20 protein-coding genes, 1 tRNA gene, 1 other RNA gene and 2 pseudogenes are annotated in these 23,228 nt (G+C 69.6%); 11 read left to right on the top strand and 13 right to left on the bottom strand.

Annotation, left to right across the window (positions count from 1 at the left end; all coding sequences use genetic code 11):
- Positions 1 to 19: 19 nt before the first annotated feature.
- Together M9979_RS03500 and putA are read right to left on the bottom strand one after the other, a co-directional pair.
- On the bottom strand, positions 20 to 301 hold the full coding sequence (locus M9979_RS03500; protein ID WP_254287945.1) for a beta-L-arabinofuranosidase domain-containing protein: 282 nt from the start codon (positions 299 to 301) through the stop codon (positions 20 to 22).
- Positions 302 to 528: 227 nt separating this feature from the next.
- Positions 529 to 3,630, bottom strand: a complete 3,102-nt coding sequence (gene putA / locus M9979_RS03495; protein WP_254287944.1) for a bifunctional proline dehydrogenase/L-glutamate gamma-semialdehyde dehydrogenase PutA — start codon at positions 3,628 to 3,630, stop codon at positions 529 to 531.
- Positions 3,631 to 3,755: 125 nt separating this feature from the next.
- On the opposite strand from putA, the gene M9979_RS03490 reads away from it, so the two are divergent.
- From M9979_RS03490 to M9979_RS03480, 3 genes and pseudogenes are all read left to right on the top strand, one after another.
- Positions 3,756 to 4,208, top strand: a complete 453-nt coding sequence (locus tag M9979_RS03490; RefSeq protein ID WP_254287943.1) for an Lrp/AsnC ligand binding domain-containing protein — start codon at positions 3,756 to 3,758, stop codon at positions 4,206 to 4,208.
- Between the two features lie 73 nt (positions 4,209 to 4,281).
- Positions 4,282 to 4,470: pseudogene (locus M9979_RS03485) on the top strand (proline racemase family protein); the annotation flags it as partial.
- Between the two features lie 55 nt (positions 4,471 to 4,525).
- Positions 4,526 to 5,245: a GntR family transcriptional regulator gene (locus tag M9979_RS03480; RefSeq protein WP_254287942.1), complete on the top strand. Its 720-nt coding sequence runs from the start codon at positions 4,526 to 4,528 to the stop codon at positions 5,243 to 5,245.
- Here the strand turns inward: M9979_RS03480 and M9979_RS03475 are convergent.
- The 10 genes and pseudogenes from M9979_RS03475 to recJ form a co-directional block, all read right to left on the bottom strand.
- Positions 5,202 to 5,888, bottom strand: a complete 687-nt coding sequence (locus M9979_RS03475) for a response regulator transcription factor (protein WP_254287941.1) — start codon at positions 5,886 to 5,888, stop codon at positions 5,202 to 5,204. The genes M9979_RS03480 and M9979_RS03475 overlap by 44 nt on opposite strands.
- Complete coding sequence (locus M9979_RS03470; protein ID WP_254287940.1) at positions 5,889 to 8,570, bottom strand: sensor histidine kinase; 2,682 nt, start codon at positions 8,568 to 8,570, stop codon at positions 5,889 to 5,891. It lies immediately after the preceding gene.
- Positions 8,570 to 9,157 (bottom strand): potassium-transporting ATPase subunit KdpC, encoded by a 588-nt coding sequence (kdpC, locus tag M9979_RS03465; protein ID WP_254287939.1) that lies wholly within the window; start codon positions 9,155 to 9,157, stop codon positions 8,570 to 8,572. Before kdpC ends, M9979_RS03470 begins: the two co-directional genes overlap by 1 nt.
- 13 nt (positions 9,158 to 9,170) lie before the next feature.
- Positions 9,171 to 11,204 (bottom strand): potassium-transporting ATPase subunit KdpB, encoded by a 2,034-nt coding sequence (gene kdpB / locus M9979_RS03460; RefSeq protein WP_254287938.1) that lies wholly within the window; start codon positions 11,202 to 11,204, stop codon positions 9,171 to 9,173.
- Between the two features lie 12 nt (positions 11,205 to 11,216).
- A complete protein-coding gene (gene kdpA, locus M9979_RS03455) occupies positions 11,217 to 12,920 on the bottom strand; it encodes a potassium-transporting ATPase subunit KdpA (protein WP_254287937.1) in 1,704 nt (567 codons plus the stop codon).
- Positions 12,921 to 12,933: 13 nt separating this feature from the next.
- The gene (gene kdpF / locus M9979_RS03450) at positions 12,934 to 13,023 is read right to left on the bottom strand and encodes a K(+)-transporting ATPase subunit F (protein WP_037531783.1); all 90 of its coding nucleotides are present in this window, start codon (positions 13,021 to 13,023) and stop codon (positions 12,934 to 12,936) included.
- Between the two features lie 105 nt (positions 13,024 to 13,128).
- Positions 13,129 to 14,025 carry a TorF family putative porin gene (locus M9979_RS03445; protein WP_254287936.1) on the bottom strand — a complete coding sequence of 299 codons (897 nt, stop codon included), beginning with the start codon at positions 14,023 to 14,025 and terminating at the stop codon, positions 13,129 to 13,131.
- 196 nt (positions 14,026 to 14,221) lie between these two features.
- Positions 14,222 to 14,650: pseudogene (locus M9979_RS03440) on the bottom strand (IS3 family transposase); the annotation flags it as partial.
- A gap of 82 nt (positions 14,651 to 14,732) precedes the next feature.
- Positions 14,733 to 14,807 (bottom strand) — tRNA-Glu (locus tag M9979_RS03435).
- Between the two features lie 52 nt (positions 14,808 to 14,859).
- A complete protein-coding gene (gene recJ, locus M9979_RS03430; RefSeq protein WP_254287935.1) occupies positions 14,860 to 16,614 on the bottom strand; it encodes a single-stranded-DNA-specific exonuclease RecJ in 1,755 nt (584 codons plus the stop codon).
- A 296-nt stretch (positions 16,615 to 16,910) separates the two neighbouring features.
- Here recJ and M9979_RS03425 point away from each other — a divergent pair, with 296 nt between their 5' ends.
- Genes M9979_RS03425 through M9979_RS03415 form a run of 3 tightly spaced genes read left to right on the top strand, consistent with a single transcriptional unit; the run spans position 16,911 to position 19,064 of the window.
- The gene (locus tag M9979_RS03425) at positions 16,911 to 18,557 is read left to right on the top strand and encodes a DNA polymerase III subunit gamma/tau (protein WP_254287934.1); all 1,647 of its coding nucleotides are present in this window, start codon (positions 16,911 to 16,913) and stop codon (positions 18,555 to 18,557) included.
- Positions 18,554 to 18,877 carry a YbaB/EbfC family nucleoid-associated protein gene (locus tag M9979_RS03420; RefSeq protein WP_230630128.1) on the top strand — a complete coding sequence of 108 codons (324 nt, stop codon included), beginning with the start codon at positions 18,554 to 18,556 and terminating at the stop codon, positions 18,875 to 18,877. The genes M9979_RS03425 and M9979_RS03420 overlap by 4 nt, the downstream gene beginning before the upstream one ends.
- A gap of 7 nt (positions 18,878 to 18,884) precedes the next feature.
- Complete coding sequence (locus M9979_RS03415; RefSeq protein WP_254287933.1) at positions 18,885 to 19,064, top strand: hypothetical protein; 180 nt, start codon at positions 18,885 to 18,887, stop codon at positions 19,062 to 19,064.
- Between the two features lie 332 nt (positions 19,065 to 19,396).
- On the opposite strand, the gene M9979_RS03410 is transcribed toward M9979_RS03415, so the two are convergent.
- Positions 19,397 to 20,053: an alpha/beta hydrolase gene (locus M9979_RS03410; protein WP_254287932.1), complete on the bottom strand. Its 657-nt coding sequence runs from the start codon at positions 20,051 to 20,053 to the stop codon at positions 19,397 to 19,399.
- Between the two features lie 80 nt (positions 20,054 to 20,133).
- Between M9979_RS03410 and M9979_RS03405 the strand changes: the two genes are divergently transcribed.
- From M9979_RS03405 to ffs, 5 genes are all read left to right on the top strand, one after another.
- A complete protein-coding gene (locus M9979_RS03405) occupies positions 20,134 to 21,204 on the top strand; it encodes a cysteine desulfurase family protein (protein WP_254287931.1) in 1,071 nt (356 codons plus the stop codon).
- Complete coding sequence (locus M9979_RS03400) at positions 21,201 to 22,274, top strand: cysteine desulfurase family protein (protein WP_254287987.1); 1,074 nt, start codon at positions 21,201 to 21,203, stop codon at positions 22,272 to 22,274. Before M9979_RS03405 ends, M9979_RS03400 begins: the two co-directional genes overlap by 4 nt.
- A complete protein-coding gene (locus M9979_RS03395) occupies positions 22,271 to 22,579 on the top strand; it encodes a 2Fe-2S iron-sulfur cluster-binding protein (protein ID WP_254287930.1) in 309 nt (102 codons plus the stop codon). Before M9979_RS03400 ends, M9979_RS03395 begins: the two co-directional genes overlap by 4 nt.
- Before the next feature lie 109 nt (positions 22,580 to 22,688).
- Positions 22,689 to 23,015, top strand: coding sequence for a hypothetical protein (locus M9979_RS03390; protein WP_254287929.1), 327 nt, complete (start codon positions 22,689 to 22,691; stop codon positions 23,013 to 23,015).
- 43 nt (positions 23,016 to 23,058) lie between these two features.
- An RNA gene (gene ffs, locus M9979_RS03385) (signal recognition particle sRNA small type) lies at positions 23,059 to 23,152 on the top strand.
- The last annotated feature ends 76 nt before the right edge of the window (positions 23,153 to 23,228 follow it).

Raw genomic sequence — 23,228 nt, 5'->3', positions numbered from 1 at the left:
CCGCTGTACCGGGGAAAGGTTAAACAGAGCGTATCCCTGTCTGCCGCCGCATTCCGGTCGCGAACGAACGGGTGCGCGTCACCGTCCGCCAGTAGAAGGCGGCGGCATCGCCGGTCACTTCGGCGACGCGCTGGAAGCCCACGACCTTGGGCACCTGCGTATTGGCGTGCAGGCCGTCGAGCGGATCGCGTGCCTTGGCGAGCGGCGCGAGCAGCGCCTCGTGCGAGAAGCGGCGGGCGAGCATCCGATCCACCCCCTCCATCCGGTCATGCCGAGCTTGTCGAAGCAGGGTGAGTCTCATCGTACTTCGATGAGCTCAGTACGAACGGGGGGACGAAGGGGCCGGAACCAAGCCGATCGTTCGCGCCCGGCTTGGCCTGCCGTCTGATATTCAACAGCGCCGGATCGCCCCGTTCGGATCGGTAGCTGACGCTGTCCCAGAGCCACGCGCGACCCACCCCCCGACCGGTCATGCTGAGCTTGTCGAAGCACGGTGAGACTCACCTCCTCACGTACCGTAATACAGCCTCAGATATTCAACAGCGCCGGATCGCCCCCTTGCGCGGTGATGTTGACCGAGACCGCGCGCTCGACTGAATAGCGGAGCAGCGCATGCGGCCCGCCCGCCTTCGGCCCGGTGCCCGACAGCCCCTCACCCCCGAACGGCTGCACGCCGACCACCGCGCCGATGATCGAACGGTTGACGTACACATTGCCCGCGGGGACCAGCGCGCGCACCCGGTTGGCGAACCCCTCGATCCGGCTGTGGATGCCGAGCGTCAGGCCATAGCCGGTGTCGGCAAGCTGCCGCGCGATCCCCTCCAGCTCATCTGCCTTGTAGCGGTAGATGTGGAGGATCGGGCCGAACACCTCCTGCGCGAGGAAGTCGGCACGCGGCACCTCGGCGATGACGGGGCCGAAGAAATACCCGCGGTCGCTCCACACCCCCGGATCGCGGCGTGCGAGGACCATCGCCTCGCGCTCCAGCCGCGCACGATGCGCCTCCAGCATCGCCAGCGCGTCGGCGTCGATCACCGGGCCGACGTCGGTCGCGGCATCGGCGGGATCGCCGATGACCAGCGTGTCGAGCGCACCGGTCAGCGTCGCGATCAGCTCGTCCGCGGATTCCTCGGGAACGAACAGCAGCCGCAGCGCCGAACAGCGCTGCCCCGCAGACCCGATCGCCGAGACGATAACGTCGTCGACCACCTGTTCCTTGAGCGCGGTCGTGTCGACGAACATCGCGTTGAGGCCACCGGTCTCGGCGATGAACGGCAGGATCGGCCCGCGGCGTTCGGCGAGGCTGCGGTTGATGCCCCACGCGGTGTCGGTGCCGCCGGTAAAGGCGACGCCCGCGATCCCCGGATGCGCGACCAGCGCCGCACCGACGGTCGCGCCGTCGCCGGGCAGCAGCGCGAGCAGATCGGGGTCGAGGCCGGCGGCGTGGAACAGCCGCACCGCCTCGGCGGCGACGAGCGGCGTCTGTTCGGCGGGCTTCGCCAGCACCGCATTGCCCGCCGCCAGCGCCGCGGCGATCTGACCCGTGAAGATCGCCAGCGGGAAATTCCATGGGGAGATGCAGACGAACGTGCCGCGCCCGCGCAGCTCGAGATGGTTGGTCTCGCCGACCGGGCCGGGCAGCGGTTGCAGCCCGTTGAACTGCGTTTCGGCGAGATGCGCGTAATAGCGGCAGAAATCGACTGCCTCGCGCACCTCGGCGACGCCGTCGTTGAGCGTCTTGCCCGCCTCGCGCGACAGCAAGGCGATCAGCGGGTCCATCGCGCCCTCCAGCGCGTCGCCCATCGCGCGCAGCACCCGGCCGCGCGCGACGCCGCCCGCCGCGTCCCAGCGCGGCTGCGCGGCGCGGGCGAGGGTGGCGGCGCGGTCGATGTCGGCGGGTGTCGCTTCGGCGACGGTGCCGATCAGCCGGCTGCGATCGACCGGGCTGTGCACCGGCTGCGGCCCGGTGCCGGCGAGCAGTTGCCCGCCGACGATCGGGCCTGCGGCGATCGTGTCCGCCGCACCGACCTGCGCCGTGCGCGCCGCGGCGGCGCGTTCGCTGTCGCGGCTGTAGTCGCGCCCCGGCGGATTGGCGCGGGTGGCGCCGTACAGGTCGGCGGGGGTCGGGATGCGCGGGTGGCGATCGGGCTGCGCGCGAACGGTGTCGACGGGATCGCTGACCACGAGCTCGGCCGGCACGCGCTCGTCGAGCAGCGCATGGACGAAGCTGGTGTTGGCGCCATTCTCGAGCAGGCGACGGACGAGATAGGGGAGCAACTCCTCATGGCCGCCGACGGGGGCGTAGGCACGCAAGCTGAGATTGCCGCCCGCCGCCTTGTACAGCGCCTCGCCCATGCCGTGCAGCCGCTGGTGCTCGATCCGCACGCCGCGGCGCGTCGCCATCAGGCTGACCGCGGCGAGCGTGTGCGCATTGTGCGTCGCGAATTGCGGATAGAGCGCCGGGCTGGCTTCGATCAGCGCCGCGGCGCAGACGAGATAGGACAAATCGGTCGCGGGCTTGGTGGTGAAGACGGGATAATCGGGCCGGCCGGCGACCTGCGCGCGCTTGATCTCGCTGTCCCAATAGGCGCCCTTGACGAGGCGGACCATGATTCGCCGCCCGGTGCTGCGGGCGAGTGCCGCCAGTCCCTCGATCACCGCGAGGCCCCGCTTCTGATACGCCTGCACGACGACGCCGAGGCCGGTCCAGTCGCCCAATTCCTCCTCTCGCGCCAGCCGGTCGACGAGGCGCAGCGAGATCACCAGCCGGTCGGCCTCCTCCGCGTCGATCGCGAAGTTGAGATTGTGGCGCGCGGCGATCAGCGCGAGGCGCTTCACGCGCGGGTACAATTCCTCCCAGACGCGCGCTTCCTGCACCGCCTCGTAGCGCGGGCAGAGCGCGGACAATTTGACCGAGACGCCGTGGCCGTCCTCCGGGCTGAGGCCGGGCGCGCGCGCCGCGCCGACCGCTTCGATCGCATTGGCATAGATCGACTCGTAGCGCGCGGCGTCCGCCGCGGTGCGCGCGCCCTCGCCGAGCATGTCGAACGAGCAGAGATAGCCCTCCTTGCGCGCGCGCTCCAGCCCGCCCTCGATCGTGCGGCCGAGGACGAACTGTTCGCCCATCATCTTGACCGCGGCGCCGACCGCCTGGCGGATGACGGGTTCGCCCAATCGCGCGGTCAGCCGCCTGAACCAGCCGCCCAGATCCGTCTTCGCCTCGGCATCGACGTCGATCAGCTTGCCGGTCAGCATCAGCCCCCAGGTCGAGGCGTTGACGAACAGGCTGTCCGACCCGCCGAGGTGGCTGCCCCAGTCGGCGGCGCCGATCTTTTCCGCGATCAGCCGGTCGCGCGTCTCGGCATCGGGCGTGCGCAGCATCGCCTCGGCGAGACACATCAGCGCGAGGCCCTCCTTGGTGCCGAGCGAATATTCCTGCAGGAAGCTCTCGACCACGCCCTGTTTCTTCGTGGAGGTGCGGGCGGCCTGCACCAGCGTCACCGCCTGCGCCGACACCGCTTCGCGTTCGGCATCCGACAAGGGCACCGCGCGCAGCAGCGCGCCGACCGATTCGGCCTCGTCCTGATATTTGGCGGTGTCGAGGCGGTCCCAGTCGAAGGTGCGAAGCATGAAGGATGTTCCGGTAAGGGGCGATCGTTCGTCTATATCGCGCTTCGCGACGGAGGTGCTTTGCGTTTGCGCAGACGTGACCGAAGGATTATCCGGCAAGCGCCCCAAAGCCGAAGGATGTTCGCATGGACGCGATGGACGCCCGATTGCTGCGCGCGTTGCAGGCCGATGGCCGGATCACCAACCAGGCGCTCGCCGCGCAATGCGGCCTGTCGCCCGCCGCCTGTTTCGACCGGGTGAAAAGGCTGCGCGCCAGCGGCGTCATCACCGGCTATACCACGCTGCTCGACCCCGCCAAGCTCGGCCGCGCGCTGATGATCTTCGTCGAGGTGCTGCTCGACCGGACGTCCGACGACGTCTTCGCCGCCTTCGCCGCGCATGTCGAGCGGCTGCCCGAGGTGCTCGAATGCCATATGGTCGCGGGCGGGTTCGACTACCTCCTCAAAGTGCGCGTCGCCGACATGGCGGCGTATCGCGTGTTCCTGGGGTCGACGCTGGTCGACCTGCCCGGCATCCGCGAGACGCGGACATACGCGGTGCTCGAGGAGGTCAAGGCGACGACGCAGCTGCCGATCTGACGCGCCGCCGCAGCGTCACCACCGTCGGCGTCGTCCCAGGCGGGATCGTATAGCCGCCCCGCTCGATCGCCGCGTCGGCGACCGCTTCGTCCACGAACGCTATATCGGCGGTCGCTTCATCGGCCGGGCCAAGGCGGCGACGACGCTCGGCGGCCAGCCGGCGATCGTCCCGTCGATCGAAGGGTCGGCGATCGCCACCGGATTCAACACGATATGCATTGATCGGGCCGATTCCTTCTGGAATGGCTTCCAGGTCCAGTGAAGCAGGCGTCGGCGAACCGTCGTCGCGCGTGCCGTTCGCCTGTGGAGAGCCGGCCATGACCAGCATCGTCGTGCGTACCCTGTCGGAGCGGGTCTTCGAGATCGTGCGCGAACAGATCGTCATCGGGCGCCTCGCCACCGATACGCCGATCCGCCAGGACGCGCTCGCCGCGCAACTGGGGGTCAGCAAGATTCCGCTGCGCGAAGCGCTCGCCCGGCTGGAACAGGAAGGGCTGCTCGTCAGCCACGCCAACCGCGGCTATTTCGTCCAGCCGATGTCGGCCGAGCAGGTCGACGAGATCTACGCGCTGCGCCTGACCATCGAACCCGCCGCGGCGGCGCATGCCGCGCTGGTCGCCGACGGCGCGGCGCGCGCGCAGACGGCGGAGGCGTTCGAACGGCTCGACAGCGCCGCCGGCTCCAACCTCGCCGAGGTGGCAGTGCGCAACCGCGATTTCCACACCGCACTCGTCCGGCCCGGCGGCCGGCTGCTGACGACGCAGCTCGTCGAGCGGCTGTCGATCCTCGCCGAACGCTATGTCGTCGCGCACCTTCAGCCCGCGGGACGCGAATCGCGCGCGCATCTGGAACATCGCGGACTGCTCGATGCGTGGATGGCGCGCGACGCGGTCACGCTCGAAGCGCTGCTGTTGCAGCATATCGCCGGGACGCTGGACGACCTGAAACAGCAATTCGCCGCCGGTACCGAGCGAAAGGTCCGGATCGCCGAGTTTAGCTCTCCGTCCTTAGCCGATAACCGACACCAAGTTCGTTAGCGATCACAGTTCCTACCAGCGCTGGCGCTTCCAATTTCTGTCGCAGATTGCGAATGACGATCCGAAGATACTCGACGCGCGGCTCCTCCTCGCCGCCCCAGCACGCGGAGAGCAGCTTCTCATGAGTGACGATCCTGCCAATGTGCCGGGCAAGGACCTCCAGCACATCGTGCTCCTTACGCGTGAGATGCACCTCCTGCTCGTTCCGCGAAACGGTCCGGAGGTCGAGATCGATCGTCAGGTCGCCTCGGCGGACAATCCTGGGCGGCGCTCCCAGCATTTGATGAAGGCGCAACGCGACACGAAGGCGCGCAAGGAGCTCGTCCGTGTCGAAGGGCTTGGTGACGAAGTCTTCGGCGCCAAGGTCGAGCGCCGCCACCTTGTCGTCCACCGCCTCGCGGGCTGACACGACGAGGATAGCCGCATCGCTGTGGGAGCGCAGGAGCGGTATGATGCTGAGGCCGTCACGATCCGGAAGCCCGAGATCGAGAAGGATCGCGCTGGGTTGTTCGGCGGCAGCCTGACGCAATGCGCCCTTGGCGTCCGCTGCCTCGACCACGGTGTAGCTCGCGCGGACAAGCGTATTGCGGAGCAGACGACGGATCGCGGCATCGTCGTCGACGACGAGGATCTTGGCGGGCATTCAGGTCAGCCTTTCCGGCGCAGGCTCGCGGACAATCAGTGCCGACGGAAAGGCGAGGGTGAAGGCAGCACCATCCTCTCGGTTCTCGGCCTCGACGGTCATGCCCATCGCCTCAGCAAACGCCTTTACGATCGCGAGGCCAAGACCGGTACCCCCGATCGCGCGATCGGAGCCTTCCAGGCGCGTGAACGTCTCGAACACCTCGGCTTCGCTCCCATTCGGCAGCCCGGGGCCATGGTCGAGCACGGCGAGGCGAACCTCACCGTAGCGGTTGCTGCCCTCGATGACGATCTCGGTGCCAGGGTCGCCATAGCGGCCGGCATTGTCGAGAAGGTTGAGGAGGCAGTGATGGAGGAGCTGCGGATCGACGCGGACCAGCGGAAGATCGGGTGGAACGTCGAGCCGGATGGGATGGCCCTCCAGCGCGCGACGGGCATCATGCGCGGCGCTCGTCACCGCGTCGCTCAGGTCGATCGGCTCGACGGCGAGCTTGATCGCGCCCGCCTCGACGCGGGCCATGTCGAGGAGGTTGGATACGAACCGGTTGAGCCTCGCGGCCTCGGCCTGGATGGTACCGATCAGCTCGGGCGTGCAGCCATGGTCGAGCTCGCCGGCGGCACCGATCACCGCGGTCAGCGGCGTGCGCAGATCATGGCTGACCGAGGAGAGCAGCGCCGCGCGCAGCCGGTCGCGGGTGCGGACGACGTCGACGTCGCGCATCTCGGTCTGGAGCCGCAGCCGCTCCATGACGAGCGCCGACTGGTCGATCAGACTGCTGAGCAGCGGCTGCTGGTCGGCGCGGACTGGTTGGCCGCCCGCCTCGTTCGCAACGCCCAGCACGGCAACGACGCGATCACCCGCCCTTAGCGGCTGGAAAAGCCATCCCGATGCGGCGAGCGTTCCCGAGCCCATGCCGGTCGGCACGCCGTTGTCGAACGCCCACCGCGCCGCGGCATTGTCCATCGTGTCCAACCGGTAACCCGGATCGCTCGCGGCGAGCACGTCCAGCTCGGTGCCGCCGGGCGAACCCAGCAGCACAACCTGCACATCGAGCAGGCGGCGGACATCGTCGCAGATCATCTGCGCGGCGACGTCGGGATCGTTGACGCTCGCGATCTGGCGCAGGAACCCGGCGAGCGTGGCGTTGGTCCGCGCGCTCGCCGTCGCCAGATCCGCCTGCGCCCGCACGCGCGCCGTCAACTGGCTCGTCGCGAACGCGATGCCGAGCAGCACGATCACCGAGACGACGTTCTCGGGGTTGCTGATGCTGAGTGTGCCGACCGGGGGCAGGAAGAAGAAATTGTAGGCCAGGCTGGAGGTCAGGCCGGCGAACAGGCCGGTGCGCAGGCCGTAGAGGCTCGCCCCCACCATCACCGGTAGCAGGTAGAGGAGGGCTAGATTGCCGAGGTCGAAAGCCGGCTGCAAGGCGATGCCGCCGGCGGTAATCGCGGCGATGAGGCCACCCGTCGCTACGTATCCCACGGGTGTTCCCCAACGTGCCGGCGGGCGGATGCCTCGCGGTTCGCGACCGCCCGTTCCGCCAACCGGCATGACGTGGATGGCGACACCCGGGGTCGCGCGGATCAGCCAGTCCACGACCGAGCCGTGGCGCAGCTCGAACCAGCGCGACCGCCGCGACTTGCCGATCACCAGCTGCGTGGCACGGGCGTCGGCGAGGAAGTTCTGGATGCCCTCGACGACGCTGGTCGCGGGCACGGTGGCAACGGCCGCGCCGAGCTGCGTCGCCAGGGTCATCGCCGCCGCGACGCGGGCGTGCTGCACGTCGGTGAAATGGGCGGCGCGGGGCGTCTCTACGAACAGCGCAGTCCACGGGCCCCGCAGGCCGTCGGCGACACGCTTGGCGGCGCGCACGAGCGCCTCGGCGCCCGGTAGTTCGTTGATCGCGACGACGATGCGGTCGCTGCCCGCCCAGGTGCCGCCGAGCCCCAGCGCACGCACGTCGTCGAGCATACGCGCATCGACCGCCTGCGCCGCGCGGCGCAGCGCCAGCTCGCGCAATGCCGACAGGTTGGACCTGGAGAAGAAATGCCCGAGCGCTCGGGTCGCCTCCTCCGACAGATAGACCTTGCCCGCCCTCAACCGCTCGATCAGCTCGTCGGGCGGGATGTCGACGACCTCGATCTCGGCCCGCTCCAACACGCTGTCGGGCACCGTCTCGCGGACGCGGACGCGGGTGAAACTGGCGACGATGTCGTTCAGGCTCTCGACGTGCTGGATGTTGATGGTCGAATAGACGTCGATGCCGGCGGCGAGCAGCTCCTCGACGTCCTGGTAGCGCTTGGGGTGGCGGCTGCCAGGGGCGTTGGTGTGCGCCAGTTCGTCGACCAGCACCAGTCGCGGCGCGCGGGCGAGGATAGCGTCGAGGTCCATCTCGTGCAGCGTCCGCCCCTCATAGGGCACGTCGCGGCGCGACACGATCTCGTGGCCGCGAGTCAGCGCCTCGGTCTCCGTGCGGCCATGGGTCTCGACCACCCCGACGATGACGTCCACCCCGTCGCGCCGGCGTGCCGCGCCCTCGGACAGCATTTCGTAGGTCTTGCCGACGCCCGGTGCGGCACCGAGGAAGATCTTCAGCCGCCCGCGCCCCTCCTGCGCGGCGGAGCGCAGAAGCGCGTCGGGATCGGGGCGTCCGGCCCCCGGATCGGGGTTGGTGTCTGGCATCAGCGCGAGGGGCTACCGGACGCGAGGCTGTCGAGCGCGCGGTTGAGTGCGAGCACGTTGACGTGCGGAACGCCGAACAGCGAGTCCTCGGTTTGCTCGGCCACCAGCGCCCGGACGCGCTCCCACGCGATGCCGCGGGCCCGGGCCACCCGCGGCGCCTGCGCGAGCGCGGCGGCGGGCGACAGGTCGGGATCGAGTCCCGAGCCGCTGGCGGTGACAAGGTCGGCAGGGATCGGCCCGGCGATGCCCTCGTGACGGCGCCGGTCGACGTCAGGCTTCACCCGGTCAACCAGCGCCTGCGCGGCCGGCCCAAGGTTCGATCCCGACGAGGCGAGCCCATCGTAGCCCTTGCCGGCGGCGGACGGACGCGTCTGAAAATAGCGGTCGGCGGCGAACGCCTGCCCGACGATCTCCGAGCCGATCACCCGGCCCTGCGCGTCGGCGATCAGGCTGCCGTTCGCCTGATGCGGGAACAGCGCCTGGCCGATTCCGGTCATCGCCAGCGGATAGGCCAGCCCGAGGAGCGCAGCGAACAGGATCGTCATGACGATCGCCGGCCGCAGCGCGGAAGTGAAGTCCTTGCCCATGTTCCTGTACCCTTTACGCGAGGCCGATGCCGCCGACCACGAGATCGATGATCTTGATGCCGACGAACGGCGCGACGAGGCCGCCCAGGCCGTAGACGGCGAGATTGCGCGCGAGCAGCGCCCCCGCCCCCATCGGTCGGTAGGCGACGCCCTTCAGCGCCAGCGGCACCAGCAGCGGGATGATGACCGCGTTGAAGATGATCGCCGACAGGATCGCCGACTGTGGCGTCGCCAGCCGCATGACGTTGAGCACATCCAATCCTGGATAGAGCACCACGAACATCGCCGGGATGATCGCGAAATACTTCGCGACGTCGTTGGCGACCGAGAAGGTGGTGAGCGCGCCGCGCGTCATCAGCAGCTGCTTGCCGAGGCCGACGACCTCGATCAGCTTGGTCGGATCGCTGTCGAGGTCGACCATGTTGCCCGCTTCGCGCGCGGCCTGCGTGCCGGTGTTCATCGCCACGCCGACGTCCGCCTGCGCCAGCGCGGGCGCGTCGTTGGTGCCGTCGCCGCACATCGCGACCAGCTTGCCGCCCGCCTGCTCCTTGCGGATCAGCGCCAGCTTGTCCTCGGGCGTCGCCTGGGCGAGGAAGTCGTCGACCCCCGCCTCCGCAGCGATCGCGGCGGCGGTCAGCGGGTTGTCGCCGGTGATCATCACCGTGCGGATGCCCATCGTGCGGAGTTCGCCGAAGCGTTCGCGAATGCCGGCCTTGACCACGTCCTTCAGGAAGATCGCGCCGAGCAGCCGGCCGTCCTTCGCAACCGCCAGCGGCGTGCCGCCGGCACGGGCGATCTCGTCGGTGATCCGGCGCAGCTCGGTCGCCGCGGCGGTCTCGCCCGAACCCGGATTGGCGCGCAGGATCGAATCGACCGCGCCCTTCTGGATCAGCGTGCCGTCGAACCGCAGTCCGGAGACGCGGGTCTGCGCTGTGAATGGGATCACCTCGCAGCCCCGCGGCATCGACCGCTGCAGGTCGAACCGGTCACGCGCGAGCACGACGACCGATCGGCCCTCGGGCGTCTCATCGGCCAGGCTGGCGAGCAGCGCCGCCTCGGCGAGTTCCGCCTCGCTCGCGCCGCCGACGGCGCGGAACTCGGACGCCTGGCGATCGCCGATCGTGATCGTGCCCGTCTTGTCGAGCAGCAGCACGTCGACGTCGCCCGCCGCCTCTACCGCGCGCCCCGACTTGGCGAGCACGTTGAACCGCACCAGCCGGTCCATGCCGGCGATGCCGATCGCCGAGAGGAGTGCGGCGATCGTCGTCGGGATCAGCGTGACGAGCAGCGCCGCGAGCATCGCGACCGGGATCGACCCGCCCGCGTAGGAGGCGAAGCCGGGGATGGTGCCGACCGCGATCAGGAAGATGATCGTCAGCCCGACGAGCAGGATAGTGAGCGCCACCTCGTTGGGCGTCTTCTGCCGCTCGGCGCCCTCGACCAGCGCGATCATCCGGTCGAGAAAGCCGTGGCCGGGCTCCACCGTCACCTTCACGCGAACCTCGTCGGAGATGACGCGCGTGCCCGCGGTCACCGCCGAACGGTCGCCGCCCGCCTCGCGGATCACCGGCGCGCTCTCGCCGGTGATCGCGGCCTCGTTGACCGAGGCGACACCGGCGACGACATCGCCGTCCGACGGGATCAGGTCGCCCGTCTCGACCAGCACGATGTCGCCGACCTTCAGCTGGCTGGCGGGCACGTCGTCGTAGTCGCGGTCTGCTCCTCTCAGCCGCTTGGCGGTCAGCTCCGCCTTGGTCGCGCGCAAGCTTGCCGCCTGCGCCTTGCCGCGGCCTTCCGCCAGCGCCTCGGCGAAGGTGCCGAATAGCACCGTCAGCCACAGCCACACGGCGAGCTGGAGCTTGAAGCCGAGCCCCAGATCATCGTGCCCGACGACGAGCAGCACCGTCATCAGCGCCGCGACCGCGGCGGTGACGAACATCACCGGGTTGCGGACCAGCTCGCGCGGGTCGAGCTTCAGGAACGACGCCTTGATCGCGGGAACGACGAGGTCGGCCGTGAACAGGCTCTTTGTCTGCGTATTCGCCATGGTGGCTTCCGATCAGGACAGCTGGCCGCGGATCATCGCGAGATGATCGGCGATGGGGCCGAGCGCGAGGCTCGGGAGGAAGGTGAGACCGCCCAGGATCAGGATGATCCCGACGAGCAGGCCGACCCACAGGCCGCCCGTGGTCGGGAAGGAGCCTGCGCTCTCCGGCGTATGCTTCTTCGCGGCGAGCGAGCCGGCGATCGCCAGCATCGGCACGATGACGAAGAAGCGGCCGGCCCACATCGCGACGCCGAGCAGCCCGTCGTACCATGGCGTGCTGGCGGTGAGACCGGCGAAGGCCGAGCCGTTGTTCCCGACCGCGCTGGTGAAGGCGTACAGGATCTCCGAGAAGCCGTGCGGCCCCTTGTTGAGCGGCCCCGCCAGCCCCTGCGCGGCCACGCTCGACAACGCGGTCAGCCCCAGGATCATCAGCGGCAGCACCGCGATGGCGAGCACCGCCAGCTTCACCTCGCGCGCCTCGATCTTCTTGCCAACGTACTCGGGCGTGCGGCCGACCATCAGCCCGGCGACGAACACCGCCAGGATCGCGAACAGCAGGAAACCGTAGATGCCGGCGCCGACACCACCGATCACGACCTCGCCCAGCTGCATGTTGAACAGCGGGATCATGCCGCCCAATGCGGTGAAGCTGTCGTGCATCGCGTTGACCGCGCCGCATGAGGCGGCGGTGGTGACGACGGCGAACAGCGACGAGGCGGCGATGCCGAAGCGCACTTCCTTGCCCTCCATGTTGCCGCCGGCGACGCCGAGGTGATGGAGGACGGGATTGCCCGCCGCTTCCTGCCAGTAGGTCACGGTCACGCCGGCGAGGAACAGGATCACCATCGCCGACAGGATCGCCCAGCCCTGGCGCGTGTTGCCGACCGCCCTGCCGAAGCACCAGGTCAGGCCGAAGCCGACGACGAAGATCGACAGCATCTGGACGAAGTTGGTGAGCGCCGTCGGGTTCTCGAACGGGTGCGCGGAATTGGCGTTGAAGAAGCCGCCACCGTTGGTGCCGAGCATCTTGATCGCCTCCTGGCTGGCGACCGGGCCGGTGGCGAGCACCTGGCGTATCCCCTCCAGCGTATCGACCTCGATCGTCGCGGCCAGCGTCTGCGGCACGCCCGACGCGATCAGAAACAGCGTGTAGACGATACAGAGCGGCAGCAGCAGGTACAGCGTGACCCGCGTCACGTCCGCCCAGAAGTTGCCCACCGTTTTCGCCTCGGCCCGCGCGAACCCGCGGAACAGCGCGAAGGCGAGCGCGATGCCGGTCGCCGCGGACAGGAAGTTGTGGATGGCCAGCCCCAGCATCTGGCTGAGGTTCGACATGGTGCTTTCGCCGCCGTAGCTCTGCCAGTTGGTGTTGGTGGCGAAGCTGATCGCGGTATTGAAGGCGAGGTGCGGGCTGAGCCCCGCCAGCCTTTGCGGATTTCCCGGCAGCACGCCCTGCAGGCGCAGCACCGCGTAGGTGAAGGCCATCAGCACGACGTTGAAGAGCAGCATGTGCAGCGCGTAGCGGCGCCAGCCCTGCTCGGCGGCCGGGTCGATGCCCGAAAGGCGGTAGAAGCCGCGCTCGACCGGGCCGAGCACGCGGTGAAGCGGCGTGCGGCGGCCTTCGTACAGCGCGTGCAACCACAGGCCGACCGGCTTGGTCAGCGCCAGCAGGAGGCCGATAAAGGCGAGGATCAGGAACCAGCCCTGGAGTGTCATCGGTCCGCTCCCTTCAGAAGCGTTCGGGGCGGATCAGGACCGCCACCAGATAGACGAGGAGGCCGAGCGCGGTCAGCGCCGCCAGCCAGAGATCGAGCGTCATGGCCGCGCCCTCACGCCTGATCGCACAGGCGGGCGTAGGCGAGCGTCGCCGCCACCAGCCCCACCATGACGAGGATCCAGAGAAGATCGTTCATCACCATGCTCCTCAAAGCGCCGCGGTCAGCGAGGCGAAGACGGTGCTGCCGGCGATCGAGCCGGTGCCGTCCTGGCCCTTGCTGAAGCTGGGCTGCAGATAGGCCGCCTCGCGGCGCGAGATGTCGGTGTCGATCCAGCTGACGTTGACCGTCAGCGGCGTGTGCGGAATCGCGTAGTCGGCGCCGAGCTGCCAGTCCCAATACTCGCCTGTCGGCGCCGCGCTTGTCGCGTTCGGCCCCAGACCGCCGTTGCCCTTCGACCAACCGATGTGCGCCTTGGCGGTCAGCGGCGTGTTCGGCACCGCGATCGCGCCGTCGCCCCAGAGGTACAGATTGTCCTCCTTGTCGCCCGGATCGGAGTAGACGCCCGCCGCCGCCTCGGCACCGTTGCGATACCATTTGCCCAGCGCCTGCTGCTCGGGTGCGTAGGCGACGCCGGCGAGCAGCGTCATGGGCCCCGCGGTGCCGGACAGCTTGGCGAATGCTTCCGCGTAATCCGTCTTGTCGGCGCCGCCCGGATACATGTACCAGGTCAAGCCGGCATCGATCGTGGCGCTGCCCACGGTGTTCCTGAACCCGCCGATCGCATCGAGTTCCAGGTTCGACCCGCCGAACGTTCCCCAGCCCGCGAGGTTCGAGGCGAAGGCGCCGACATAGAAGCCACTCTCGTGCGCGATCGTCAGCGCCCCCTGTACGGCCGGATCGCGGTCGCTTTGCGACACGCCGCGCAGGCGATAGTCGGTGAGCACCGCAACGCTGCCCGACACCGTGATCGGATTGGTCGGTGCCGCCTGCGGTTCGGCTGGATCCTGTGGAACGCCCGGCTTTGCAAACTCCTGCGCAAGCGCAGGCGACGCGGCCGACAGCGCGGCCAACAAGAGCAGCGCGGCGGAATAGGTGAACTTCATGGACGCCCCTGTAGATCGGCACCCACGACCGTCGGGGCACCATCAGCGACCCGCTATGAAGACCTCCCTACGTAGCATTACGAGATCGATTTCGAGAAAAGGCATAGCGCTCGCATATAGCTGGCGCTTTTTCTTGCATCTGTTGTGTACGCCGGCCTCAAGACCGAGGGAGCGAATATGTTTGGTTGGCTGGCGGAGCAATTCGATCCACCCCGGAGTCGACGCGGATCAGCGCGCTCCTTTCACAAGATCCCGCTACTGGTTCATAAGTGCCGGCGACATCCTCATGCTTGAGCTGTCGCGCGACGATGAGCGCCAGGCATTCCCTGCTGGGCTCGTCGATGATGGTGAGGATGCGGAACTTGCGCCCATCATGCATCCGACCCTCGACGAAGTCGTAGGCCCACACATGCCCCGGATATTGCGGCCGCAGGCGGGTGCATGATCCGTCGTTTAGCCATAGACGCCCGCGCTTCGGCTGACGCTGCGGGACCTTGAGCCCTTCACGCCGCCAAATCCGCTCGACACGCTTATGGTTCACCGTCCAACCCGCATGGCACAGCAATGCCGTCACCCGGCGATAGCCTTCGACCCAAGGCGGTCCATATTGAACCATCACAGCCAAATTATTTTGGGGGACGAGAGGATGTCGCTAATCGCACCGTGTCCGCAAAAAGCGCAGATTTCTGCCGCTTTTGCCTTGACAATGGTGACCCCTACGGGAATCGAACCCGTGCTTCAGCCGTGAAAGGGCCGCGTCCTAACCGCTAGACGAAGGGGCCAGCGGGGGTGCTGCTAGAAGAGGGGGGGCGGGGGGTCAAGGGGTTTGTGCCGTCAATCCGCCCAGGCGGCGTCTTCGAGGTGCAGTTCGGCCGCCGGGCGGCTGCCCCAGTCGTCGATCCTGGCGCGGCCGGCGAGCCACAGGCGGCGGTGCGGCGGTGCGGCGAGCAGCGCCTGGCCGAGCGGCGTGTCGGCCGCGCGGAAGGCGACCGCCTTGAAACTGCGGCCGTCGTCGCCGGCGACGATCGCGCGGACGTGGCCGTTGCCGACGATGTCGGCCTTGACGATGCGCAACGGGCCGACGGCGATGCGCGGCGCGGGCCAGCCCATGCCGTAGGGGCCGCCGACGTCGAGCGATTCGACCAGCGCGGGGGTGATGCCGCCTGGGGCGAGGACGGTGTCGACCAGCAGCGCACGTTCGCCGACCGCGCGGGTCACCGCAGGCGCGAGCCGCTCTTCGAGGAAGTCGGCGAAGTCGGCGATCCGGTCGGCGGCGATCGTCAGGCCCGCCGCCATCGCATGGCCGCCACCGGCGACGAGCAGGCCGTGCTCCTTCGCGGCGAGCACCGCCGCGCCGAGATCGACCCCGGCGACCGAGCGGCCCGAACCCTTGCCGAGCCCGTCCTCGCCGATCGCGATGACGATCGCCGGGCGGCCGAGCTTTTCCTTGAGCCGGCCGGCGACGATGCCGATCACGCCGGGGTGCCAGCCGTCGCCGGCGACGACCGCGACCATCCGGTCCTCCGCCGCCATCGCCTCGGCGGCCTGTTGCACGCCCGCCTCGATCAGGCGGCGTTCGTCGTTGAGGCGGTCGAGCTCGTCGGCGATGACGCGCGCCTCGTCGGGGTCCTGCGTGGTGAGCAGGCGCACGCCGAGGTCGGCGCGGCCGACGCGGCCGCCGGCGTTGATCCGCGGCCCGAGCGCGAAGCCGAGGTCGCTGCAGGTCGGTGCGCGGGTGAGGCGCGATGCCTCGATCAGCGCGGCGAGGCCGGGATTGCGGCGCTGCGCCATCACCTTCAGCCCCTGCGCGACGAACGCGCGGTTGAGGCCGCGCAGCTGCGCGACGTCGGCGACGGTGCCCAATGCGACGATGTCGAGATGGTCGATCAGCCGCGGTTCGGACCTGTCCGCGAAGAAGCCGCGGCCGCGCAACGTGCGGATCAGCGCGGCGGCGAGGAGGAAGCAGACGCCGACCGCGGCGAGATGGCCGTGCGCGGCGCCCTCGTCCTCGTCGAGGCGGTTGGGATTGACGAGCGCGTGCGCGAGCGGCAGCGCGGCGGCGCATTTGTGGTGATCGACGACGACGACGTCGACCGGGTGGGCGTGCGCCATCGCCAGCGCCTCGAACGCCTGCGCGCCGCAATCGACGGTGACGATCAGCGAGGCGCCCTCGTTGGCCAGCCGGACGAGCGCGTCGCCCGAAGGGCCATAGCCTTCGAGCAGCCGATCGGGGATATAGGGGTGCGCTTCGATCCCGAGATCGCGCAGGACGAGAATGAGCAGCGCCGCCGAGGTCGCGCCGTCGACGTCGTAATCGCCGAACACCGCGATCCGCTCGCCCGCCTGAACCGCGTCGGCGAGGCGCGTGGCCGCGCGGTCCATGTCGCGGAACACCGACGGGTCGGGCATGAAGGCGCGGATCGAGGGTGCGCGGTGCTGGTCGAGCGTTTCGCGCGGGGCACCGCGGGCGAGCAGCAGTTGCGTGACGAGATCGTCTGCGCCGAAGCCGTCGCGCGCGTCCGCGGCGAGGGCGCGCCAATGCCAGGGCTGGCCGAGAATCGAGGCGGTGACGCCGAGGACGGGGGGCATGGGTTTCGAGCGGTTCCGGGGTGGGCGCGAGGGCGCGTGGGGGTGTCCTAGGCTTACAACCGGCAGGGGTAAACCGGGGCGATGATCCATGCGCCCGCCATATCCCTACGTCACCCCGGACTTGTTCCGGGGTCCACCGGGCAGCGGGCGTATCGTTCGAGCCTCTTGCGTTATGCCTCGCCGCGGAGTGGACCCCGGAACAAGTCCGGGGTGACGAAGGAAGTGGTGCGACCGTTGGGCCCTCTCGGCGCGGCGAGGCTTCGACACCGCGGCGCTCGCCCCCTATATGAACGCCAATGGCCGATTCCTTTGATCTGGGCGAACCGCCGCAGCCTGCCGCCAAGGCCAACCCGTATCGCGTGCTCGCGCGCAAATACCGTCCGCAGACGTTCCGCGAGCTGATCGGGCAGGATGCGATGGTGACGACGCTGGGTAACGCCATCAAGCGCGACCGGCTGGCGCATGCTTTCTTGATGACCGGCGTACGCGGGGTGGGCAAGACCTCGACCGCGCGGCTGATCGCCAAGGCGCTCAACTGCGTCGGGCCGGACGGCACCGGCGGGCCGACGATCGATCCATGCGGGGTCTGCGAGCCATGCCGCGCGATCGCCGAGGGGCGCCATATCGACGTGATCGAGATGGACGCCGCGAGCCACACCGGTGTCGACGACGTGCGCGAGATCATCGACGCGGCGCGCTATGCCGCGGTGTCGGCGCGCTACAAGATCTACATCGTGGACGAGGTCCACATGCTGTCCAAGAATGCGTTCAACGCATTGCTCAAGACGCTCGAGGAGCCGCCCGCGCACGTCAAGTTCCTGTTCGCCACGACCGAGGTGAACAAGGTGCCGATCACCGTGCTGTCGCGCTGCCAACGGTTCGACCTGCGGCGGATCTCGGCCGAGCAGCTGGCGGCGCATTTCGCCTTCGTCTGCGGCGAGGAGGGGGTGCAGGCCGAGCCCGAGGCGCTGATGCTGATCGCGCGGGCGGCGGAAGGGTCGGCGCGCGACGGGCTGTCGATCCTCGATCAGGGGATCGCGCATGCGGGGCTGGAGGGTGGCGGCGTGACCGCGGACGCGGTGCGGCAGATGCTCGGCCTGTCCGATCGCGGTGCGGTGCGCGACCTGTTGGGGCTGGTGCTCGCGGGCGATGCGGCAAGGGCGCTCGCCAGCCTGCGCCGGCAATATGATTATGGCGTCGATCCGCAATCGGTGCTGCGCTCGCTGCTCGAAACGGTGCACGGCATCACGCTCGCCAAGGTCGGCACCGCCGAGGACCCGGCGCAGGCGATCGAGGAGCGCAACGCGCGCAGCGAATGGGCGGACAAGCTGTCCTTTCCGGCGTTGCACCGGCTGTGGCAATTGTTCCTGAAGGGGCATGACGAGGTCGCCAAAGCGGCGCTGCCGATCGAGGCGGCGGAGATGGCGCTGCTGCGCGCGATCCATGCCTCGACATTGCCCGATCCGGGCGAGCTGGCGAAGCAGATCGCCAGCGGCAAGCTCGGTGCGCTGCCCGCATCGGCGGCGCCCGCCGCCGCGGCGCAACCGGCGCCGGTCGCCGAGGAACGCGGCGGCATGCCGGCGGACTTTCCGGCGATGGTCGCGCTGCTCGAGGACAAGGGGCATCATGCCGTCGCCGCGCAGCTGGGCCATGGCGCGCGCGTCGTCCGCTATGCGCCGCCCGAACTGGTACTCAGCGGATCGCGGCCGATGTCGGCGGACACGCTGCGCGACGTCGCCGAGGCGCTCAAGAAGACGACCGGGCAGGTTTGGAAGATTGGCTTGGAGGATGCGCCCGGCGCGCCTACCTTGCGCGAGAAGGACAAGGCGGATGAAGAGGCGACGCGTCTGGCGATCCTCGACACGCCGCTGGTGAAGGCGGCGTTCGCGGCCTTCCCGGAGGCGGAACTGGAAGCCTGGCCCGGCAAACGGAGTATCGCATGAAGAACCTCGATGAAATCCTCGCGATGGCGCAGAACGTCCAGAGCGAGTTGCAGAAGGCGCAGGACCAGCTCGACACGATCGAGGTCGAGGGCGTGTCGGGCGGCGGCCTCGTCAAGGTGAAGGCGAGCGCCAAGGGGCGCATCATCAACATCGCGATCGACGATTCGCTGATCGAGGTCAGCGAGAAGCAGATGCTCGAGGATCTGCTGGCGGCGGCGTTCAACGACGCGCGGACCAAGGCGGATGCGGTGTCGGGTGCCGAGATGTCGAAGATGACCAGCGGGCTGCCGCTGCCACCGGGCTTCAAACTGCCGTTCTGAGGCGCGCGTGGACGGGGCGCTGGGATCGATCGCCAAGGCGGCGCCGGCGATCGCGATGCTCGGGTGCTTCGCCTGCCTGATCGGCGGCGGGGCGCTGATCGCGCGTGGGCATGACCGGCGGAAGGGCGTGCTGCTGCTGGTGATGGCGGCGGTGTTGCTGGGGAATGTGGTGATCTGGCAGTTGTGAGCGGGGGGCGGCGTGCGGGCTGTCGCTCGATGGCGCCGTCCCGAGAGGCGTGCCGACGCCCGTTCCACCTCCTCCGTCACCCCGGACTTGTTCCGGGGTCCACTCCGCGGCGAGGCATAACGCCAGAGGCTCGAACGATACGCCCGCGGCTCAGTGGACCCCGGAACAAGTCCGGGGTGACGAAGGGATGGTACTGAGGGTGTACGACCTCGCCGGGCGGTCGCCCCATCGCCCGGCATGGGCGAAGCCCATGCCGTCAGTCGGTGCTGCGCACCGCTGGCCGGGCTGGCGATTGACGGCGGATTAGCTGCGCTACTCCGCCACGCCAGCCTTCACCGTATCGGGCTGTTCGGATCCAGCCGCATATCCAGATAATTGTCGACCGAGCGCATCAGCTCGGGCGTTTCGTTCTCGAAGAAGTGGTTCGCCTTCGGGATCGTGTCGTGGTGGATGGTGATGTGCTTTTGCGTGCGCAGCTTGTCGACCAGCTTCTGCGTCGCGCCCGGGGTCGCGACCTCGTCGGCCTCGCCCTGGATGATGATGCCCGACGACGGGCAGGGGGCGAGGAACGAGAAGTCGTACATGTTCGCGGGCGGCGCGATCGAGATGAAGCCGCGGATTTCCGGGCGGCGCATCAGCAGCTGCATGCCGATCCACGCGCCGAAGCTGACGCCCGCGATCCAGGTGGTCGAGGCTTCCGGGTGGAAGCTCTGCACCCAGTCGAGCGCGCTCGCCGCGTCGGAGAGTTCGCCGACGCCGTTGTCGAACACGCCCTGGCTCTTGCCGACGCCGCGGAAGTTGAAGCGCAGCGTCGCGAAGCCGCGGCGCTGGAAGGTCTTGTAGAGCTCCTGCACCAGCCGGTTGTTCATCGTGCCGCCCGCGCTAGGGTGCGGATGCAGGATCATCGCGACGGGTGCGCGCGGGCGGGGAGCGGGGGCGAAGCGCCCTTCGAGACGGCCCTCGGGACCGGGGAAAATGACTTCGGGCATGGATCTCGCCACAGCTAGGAGGCGCGCCGGTGCAGCGCGGGATGTTGCGCGCTATATAGGCGTCACGTCCTCTGGCGCAAATGGAACGCATGCTGACCGACCGTATCTATCTGGACCATGCCGCGACGACCCCGATGACCGTCGCCGCGCGCGCCGCGGTGGCGCAGGGGCTGGCGCTGTGGGCGAACCCGTCGTCGCCGCATGCCGAGGGGCGGCGCGCACGCGCGGCGCTGGAGGAGGCACGGCGTACGATCGCCGCCGCGCACGGCTGGCGCGGTGAGACGATCCTGACCAGCGGTGCGAGCGAATCGCTGGCGATCGCGCTGGGGCGCACCACCGCGGGCCGACGCTTCATCACCGCGGTCGAGCATGATGCGGTGATGCGCGCCGGCGGCGATGCGGGCGTGGTGCCGGTCGATGCGGGCGGGATCGTCGATCCGGGCGCGCTCGCGGCGATGCTGGCGGGCGCGCCGGCGCTGGTCTGCGTGCAATGGGCGAACAGCGAGACGGGGGTGCGCCAGCCGATCGCGGCGATCGCCGAGGTGGTGCACGCCGCCGGTGGCCAGCTGCTGGTCGATGCGGCGCAGATGCCCGCGTCGGCCGAACTGGCGGAGATCGCCGACATGATCGCGCTGTCGGCGCACAAGCGCGGCGGGCCGCCGGGCGTCGGCGCGCTGCTGGTGCGCGATCTGGCGCTGCTCCATCCGAGCGGCGGGCAGGAGCGCGGCTATCGGCCGGGCACCGAGAATCTGCCGGGCGTGCTCGGCTATGCGGCGGCGCTGGCCGAGCCGGAGGCGGATCATGGCGACCTGCGTGCGCGGCTCGACGATGCGATCCTGCGCTCGGGTGGCGAGATCGTCGGGGCGGGAAGCCCGCGGCATCCGGCGATCGGTTCGTACCGGTTGCGCGGCAGCGCGGCGGCGGCGCAGCTGATCTTGCTCGACAGCGCCGGCTTCGCGGTATCGGCGGGCAGCGCCTGTTCGAGCGGCAGCATGAAGCCGAGCCACGTCCTCGCCGCGATGGGCTGGGAGGAGGCCGCCGGGCGCGAGGTGATCCGGGTGAGCTTCGGGCGCACCACGACGGTCGAACAGGTCGACGCCTTCATCGCCGCGTGGCGCGCGATGGCGAAGCAGATGCGGCGGGCGGCATGATCTACCTCGACTATCAGGCGACGACGCCGCTCGCGCCGGAGGCGCTGGCGGCGATGATGCCTTGGCTCGCCGACCAGCATGCCAACCCGCACTCGCCGCACCGGCCGGGACGTGCGGCGAAGGCTGCGGTCGAGGTCGCGCGCGACCAGGTCGCTGCGCTGCTGCCGCCGGGGGGACGCGTGGTGTTCACCAGCGGCGCGACCGAGGCGCTCAACTGGGCGATCAAGGGGACGCGCGGCCCCATCGTGACGGTGGCGACCGAACATGCCGCGGTGCTCGACAGCGTTCGCCACGAGCGCGAGACCGGGCGGAGCGCGACGGTGCTGCCCGTCGACGGCGACGGGCAGGTCGATGCCGGGGCGGTCGTGACCGAAGGCGGGCTGGTCGCGGCGATGCTGGTCAACAACGAGATCGGCACGATCCAGCCAGTCGCCGAGCTTGCCGGAGCCGCCCGCGGGACGGGCGCGCTGCTGCTGTGCGATGCGGTGCAGGGCTATGGCCGGGCGGCGATCCCCGCCGGCGTCGATCTGGTCGCGGTGTCGGCGCACAAGATCTACGGGCCCAAGGGCATCGGCGCGCTGTGGATCCGCGACGGGGTGCGGCTCGAACCGCTGCTGCACGGCGGCGATCAGGAGGGCGGGCGGTCGGGCACGCTGTCGCCAGCGCTGTGCGCCGGATTCGGCGTCGCGGCGCGGTTGATGGCGGAGCGGCGCGACGCGGATGCCGCGCATGTCGAACGCCTGTGGGGTCTCGCGACCGAGCGGTTGCCGGGCTGGACGATCAACGGCGCGATCGAGGCGCGCTATCGCGGCAACCTCAACGTGCGGCGCGACGGGCTCGACGTCGCGCGGCTGATGTCGGACTGCCGCACCATCGCCTTTTCGGCGGGGTCGGCGTGCGCGAGCGGGTCGGGGCGGTCGAGCCATGTGTTGCGCGCGATCGGCCTCACCGAGGCGCAGGCGCGGTCGAGCATCCGGCTCGGCTGGGGCCGTTACACGACCGAGGCGGACCTGCGCGAGGCGCTCGACCAGATCGTCGCCGCTGCGAACCGCCAGCGGGTGGCGGCATGATCCGGGTGCGGTTTGTCGGCGCCGATGGCGTGGTCCGCGAGGCGTTCGGAATCGAGGGTGCGCGGCTGCTCGACGTCGCGCAGGCGGATGGGCAGCCACTGGAGGGCACCTGCAACGGCGATATGGCGTGCGCGACCTGTCACGTCGTCGTCGCCGCCGACGATGCCGGCCGTTTGCCGCCGCCGCGCGAGGAGGAGGAGGACCTGCTCGATCTGGTGCCCGCGGCGACGCGGACCAGCCGGCTGGCGTGCCAGATCCGGCTGAGCGCGGCGCTCGACGGGCTGACGGTGACGGTGCCGGGGTAGTCGGCGAAGCTGACGCTACGACAACGACGGGTTCAGGGATCGTCCATCGCGGTTGCGCGATTGTCCGCTCATGCCCGCATCGTCGGGTCGCATGAGAGGAGTATCGATCATGAAGCTCATCGCCTTGTTCGGCGCCGTCGCGCTCGCCGCCGGCACCGTCGTCACCGCCGCCCCCGCCGAGGCGCAACGGGGCCCCGATCGCGGCTGGCACGGCCATCGTGGTCCCGGTTGGGATCGCGGACCTGGCTGGAATCGCGGACCACGCTGGGATCACGGCCGGCGCTGGGACCGCCGCGGGCCGCGCTGGCATGGCGGCTATGGCTATCGGGGAGGCTATGGCCGGCCGGGCTACGGTTATGGCCGCGGCCGTGTCGTATGCCGGATGGAACGCGGCTATTACGGGCCCGTGCGCCGCTGCTTCCGCGTCTATCGCTGAGGCAGAGGCTTGATCCCGCCGCCCGATCCCGCCATATGCGCCGCGGGAGTCGGGCGGACGTGGTCGTCGCCAACCCGGTCAGGTCCGGAAGGAAGCAGCCGCAACGATTTCGCCGCGGGTCGTCCCGGCTCCCACCGCAGCATGAGCAAGCTCATGCTGCGCGGCCAGCGGCGCACGGCGCCGTCTGACGTCACGGCTTTGCCGTGACGCGCC

The sequence above is a fragment of the Sphingomonas liriopis genome (assembly GCF_024211255.1).
Taxonomy (GTDB): Bacteria; Pseudomonadota; Alphaproteobacteria; order Sphingomonadales; family Sphingomonadaceae; genus Sphingomonas; species Sphingomonas liriopis.
This window is presented reverse-complemented; position numbering and strand designations above follow the sequence as displayed.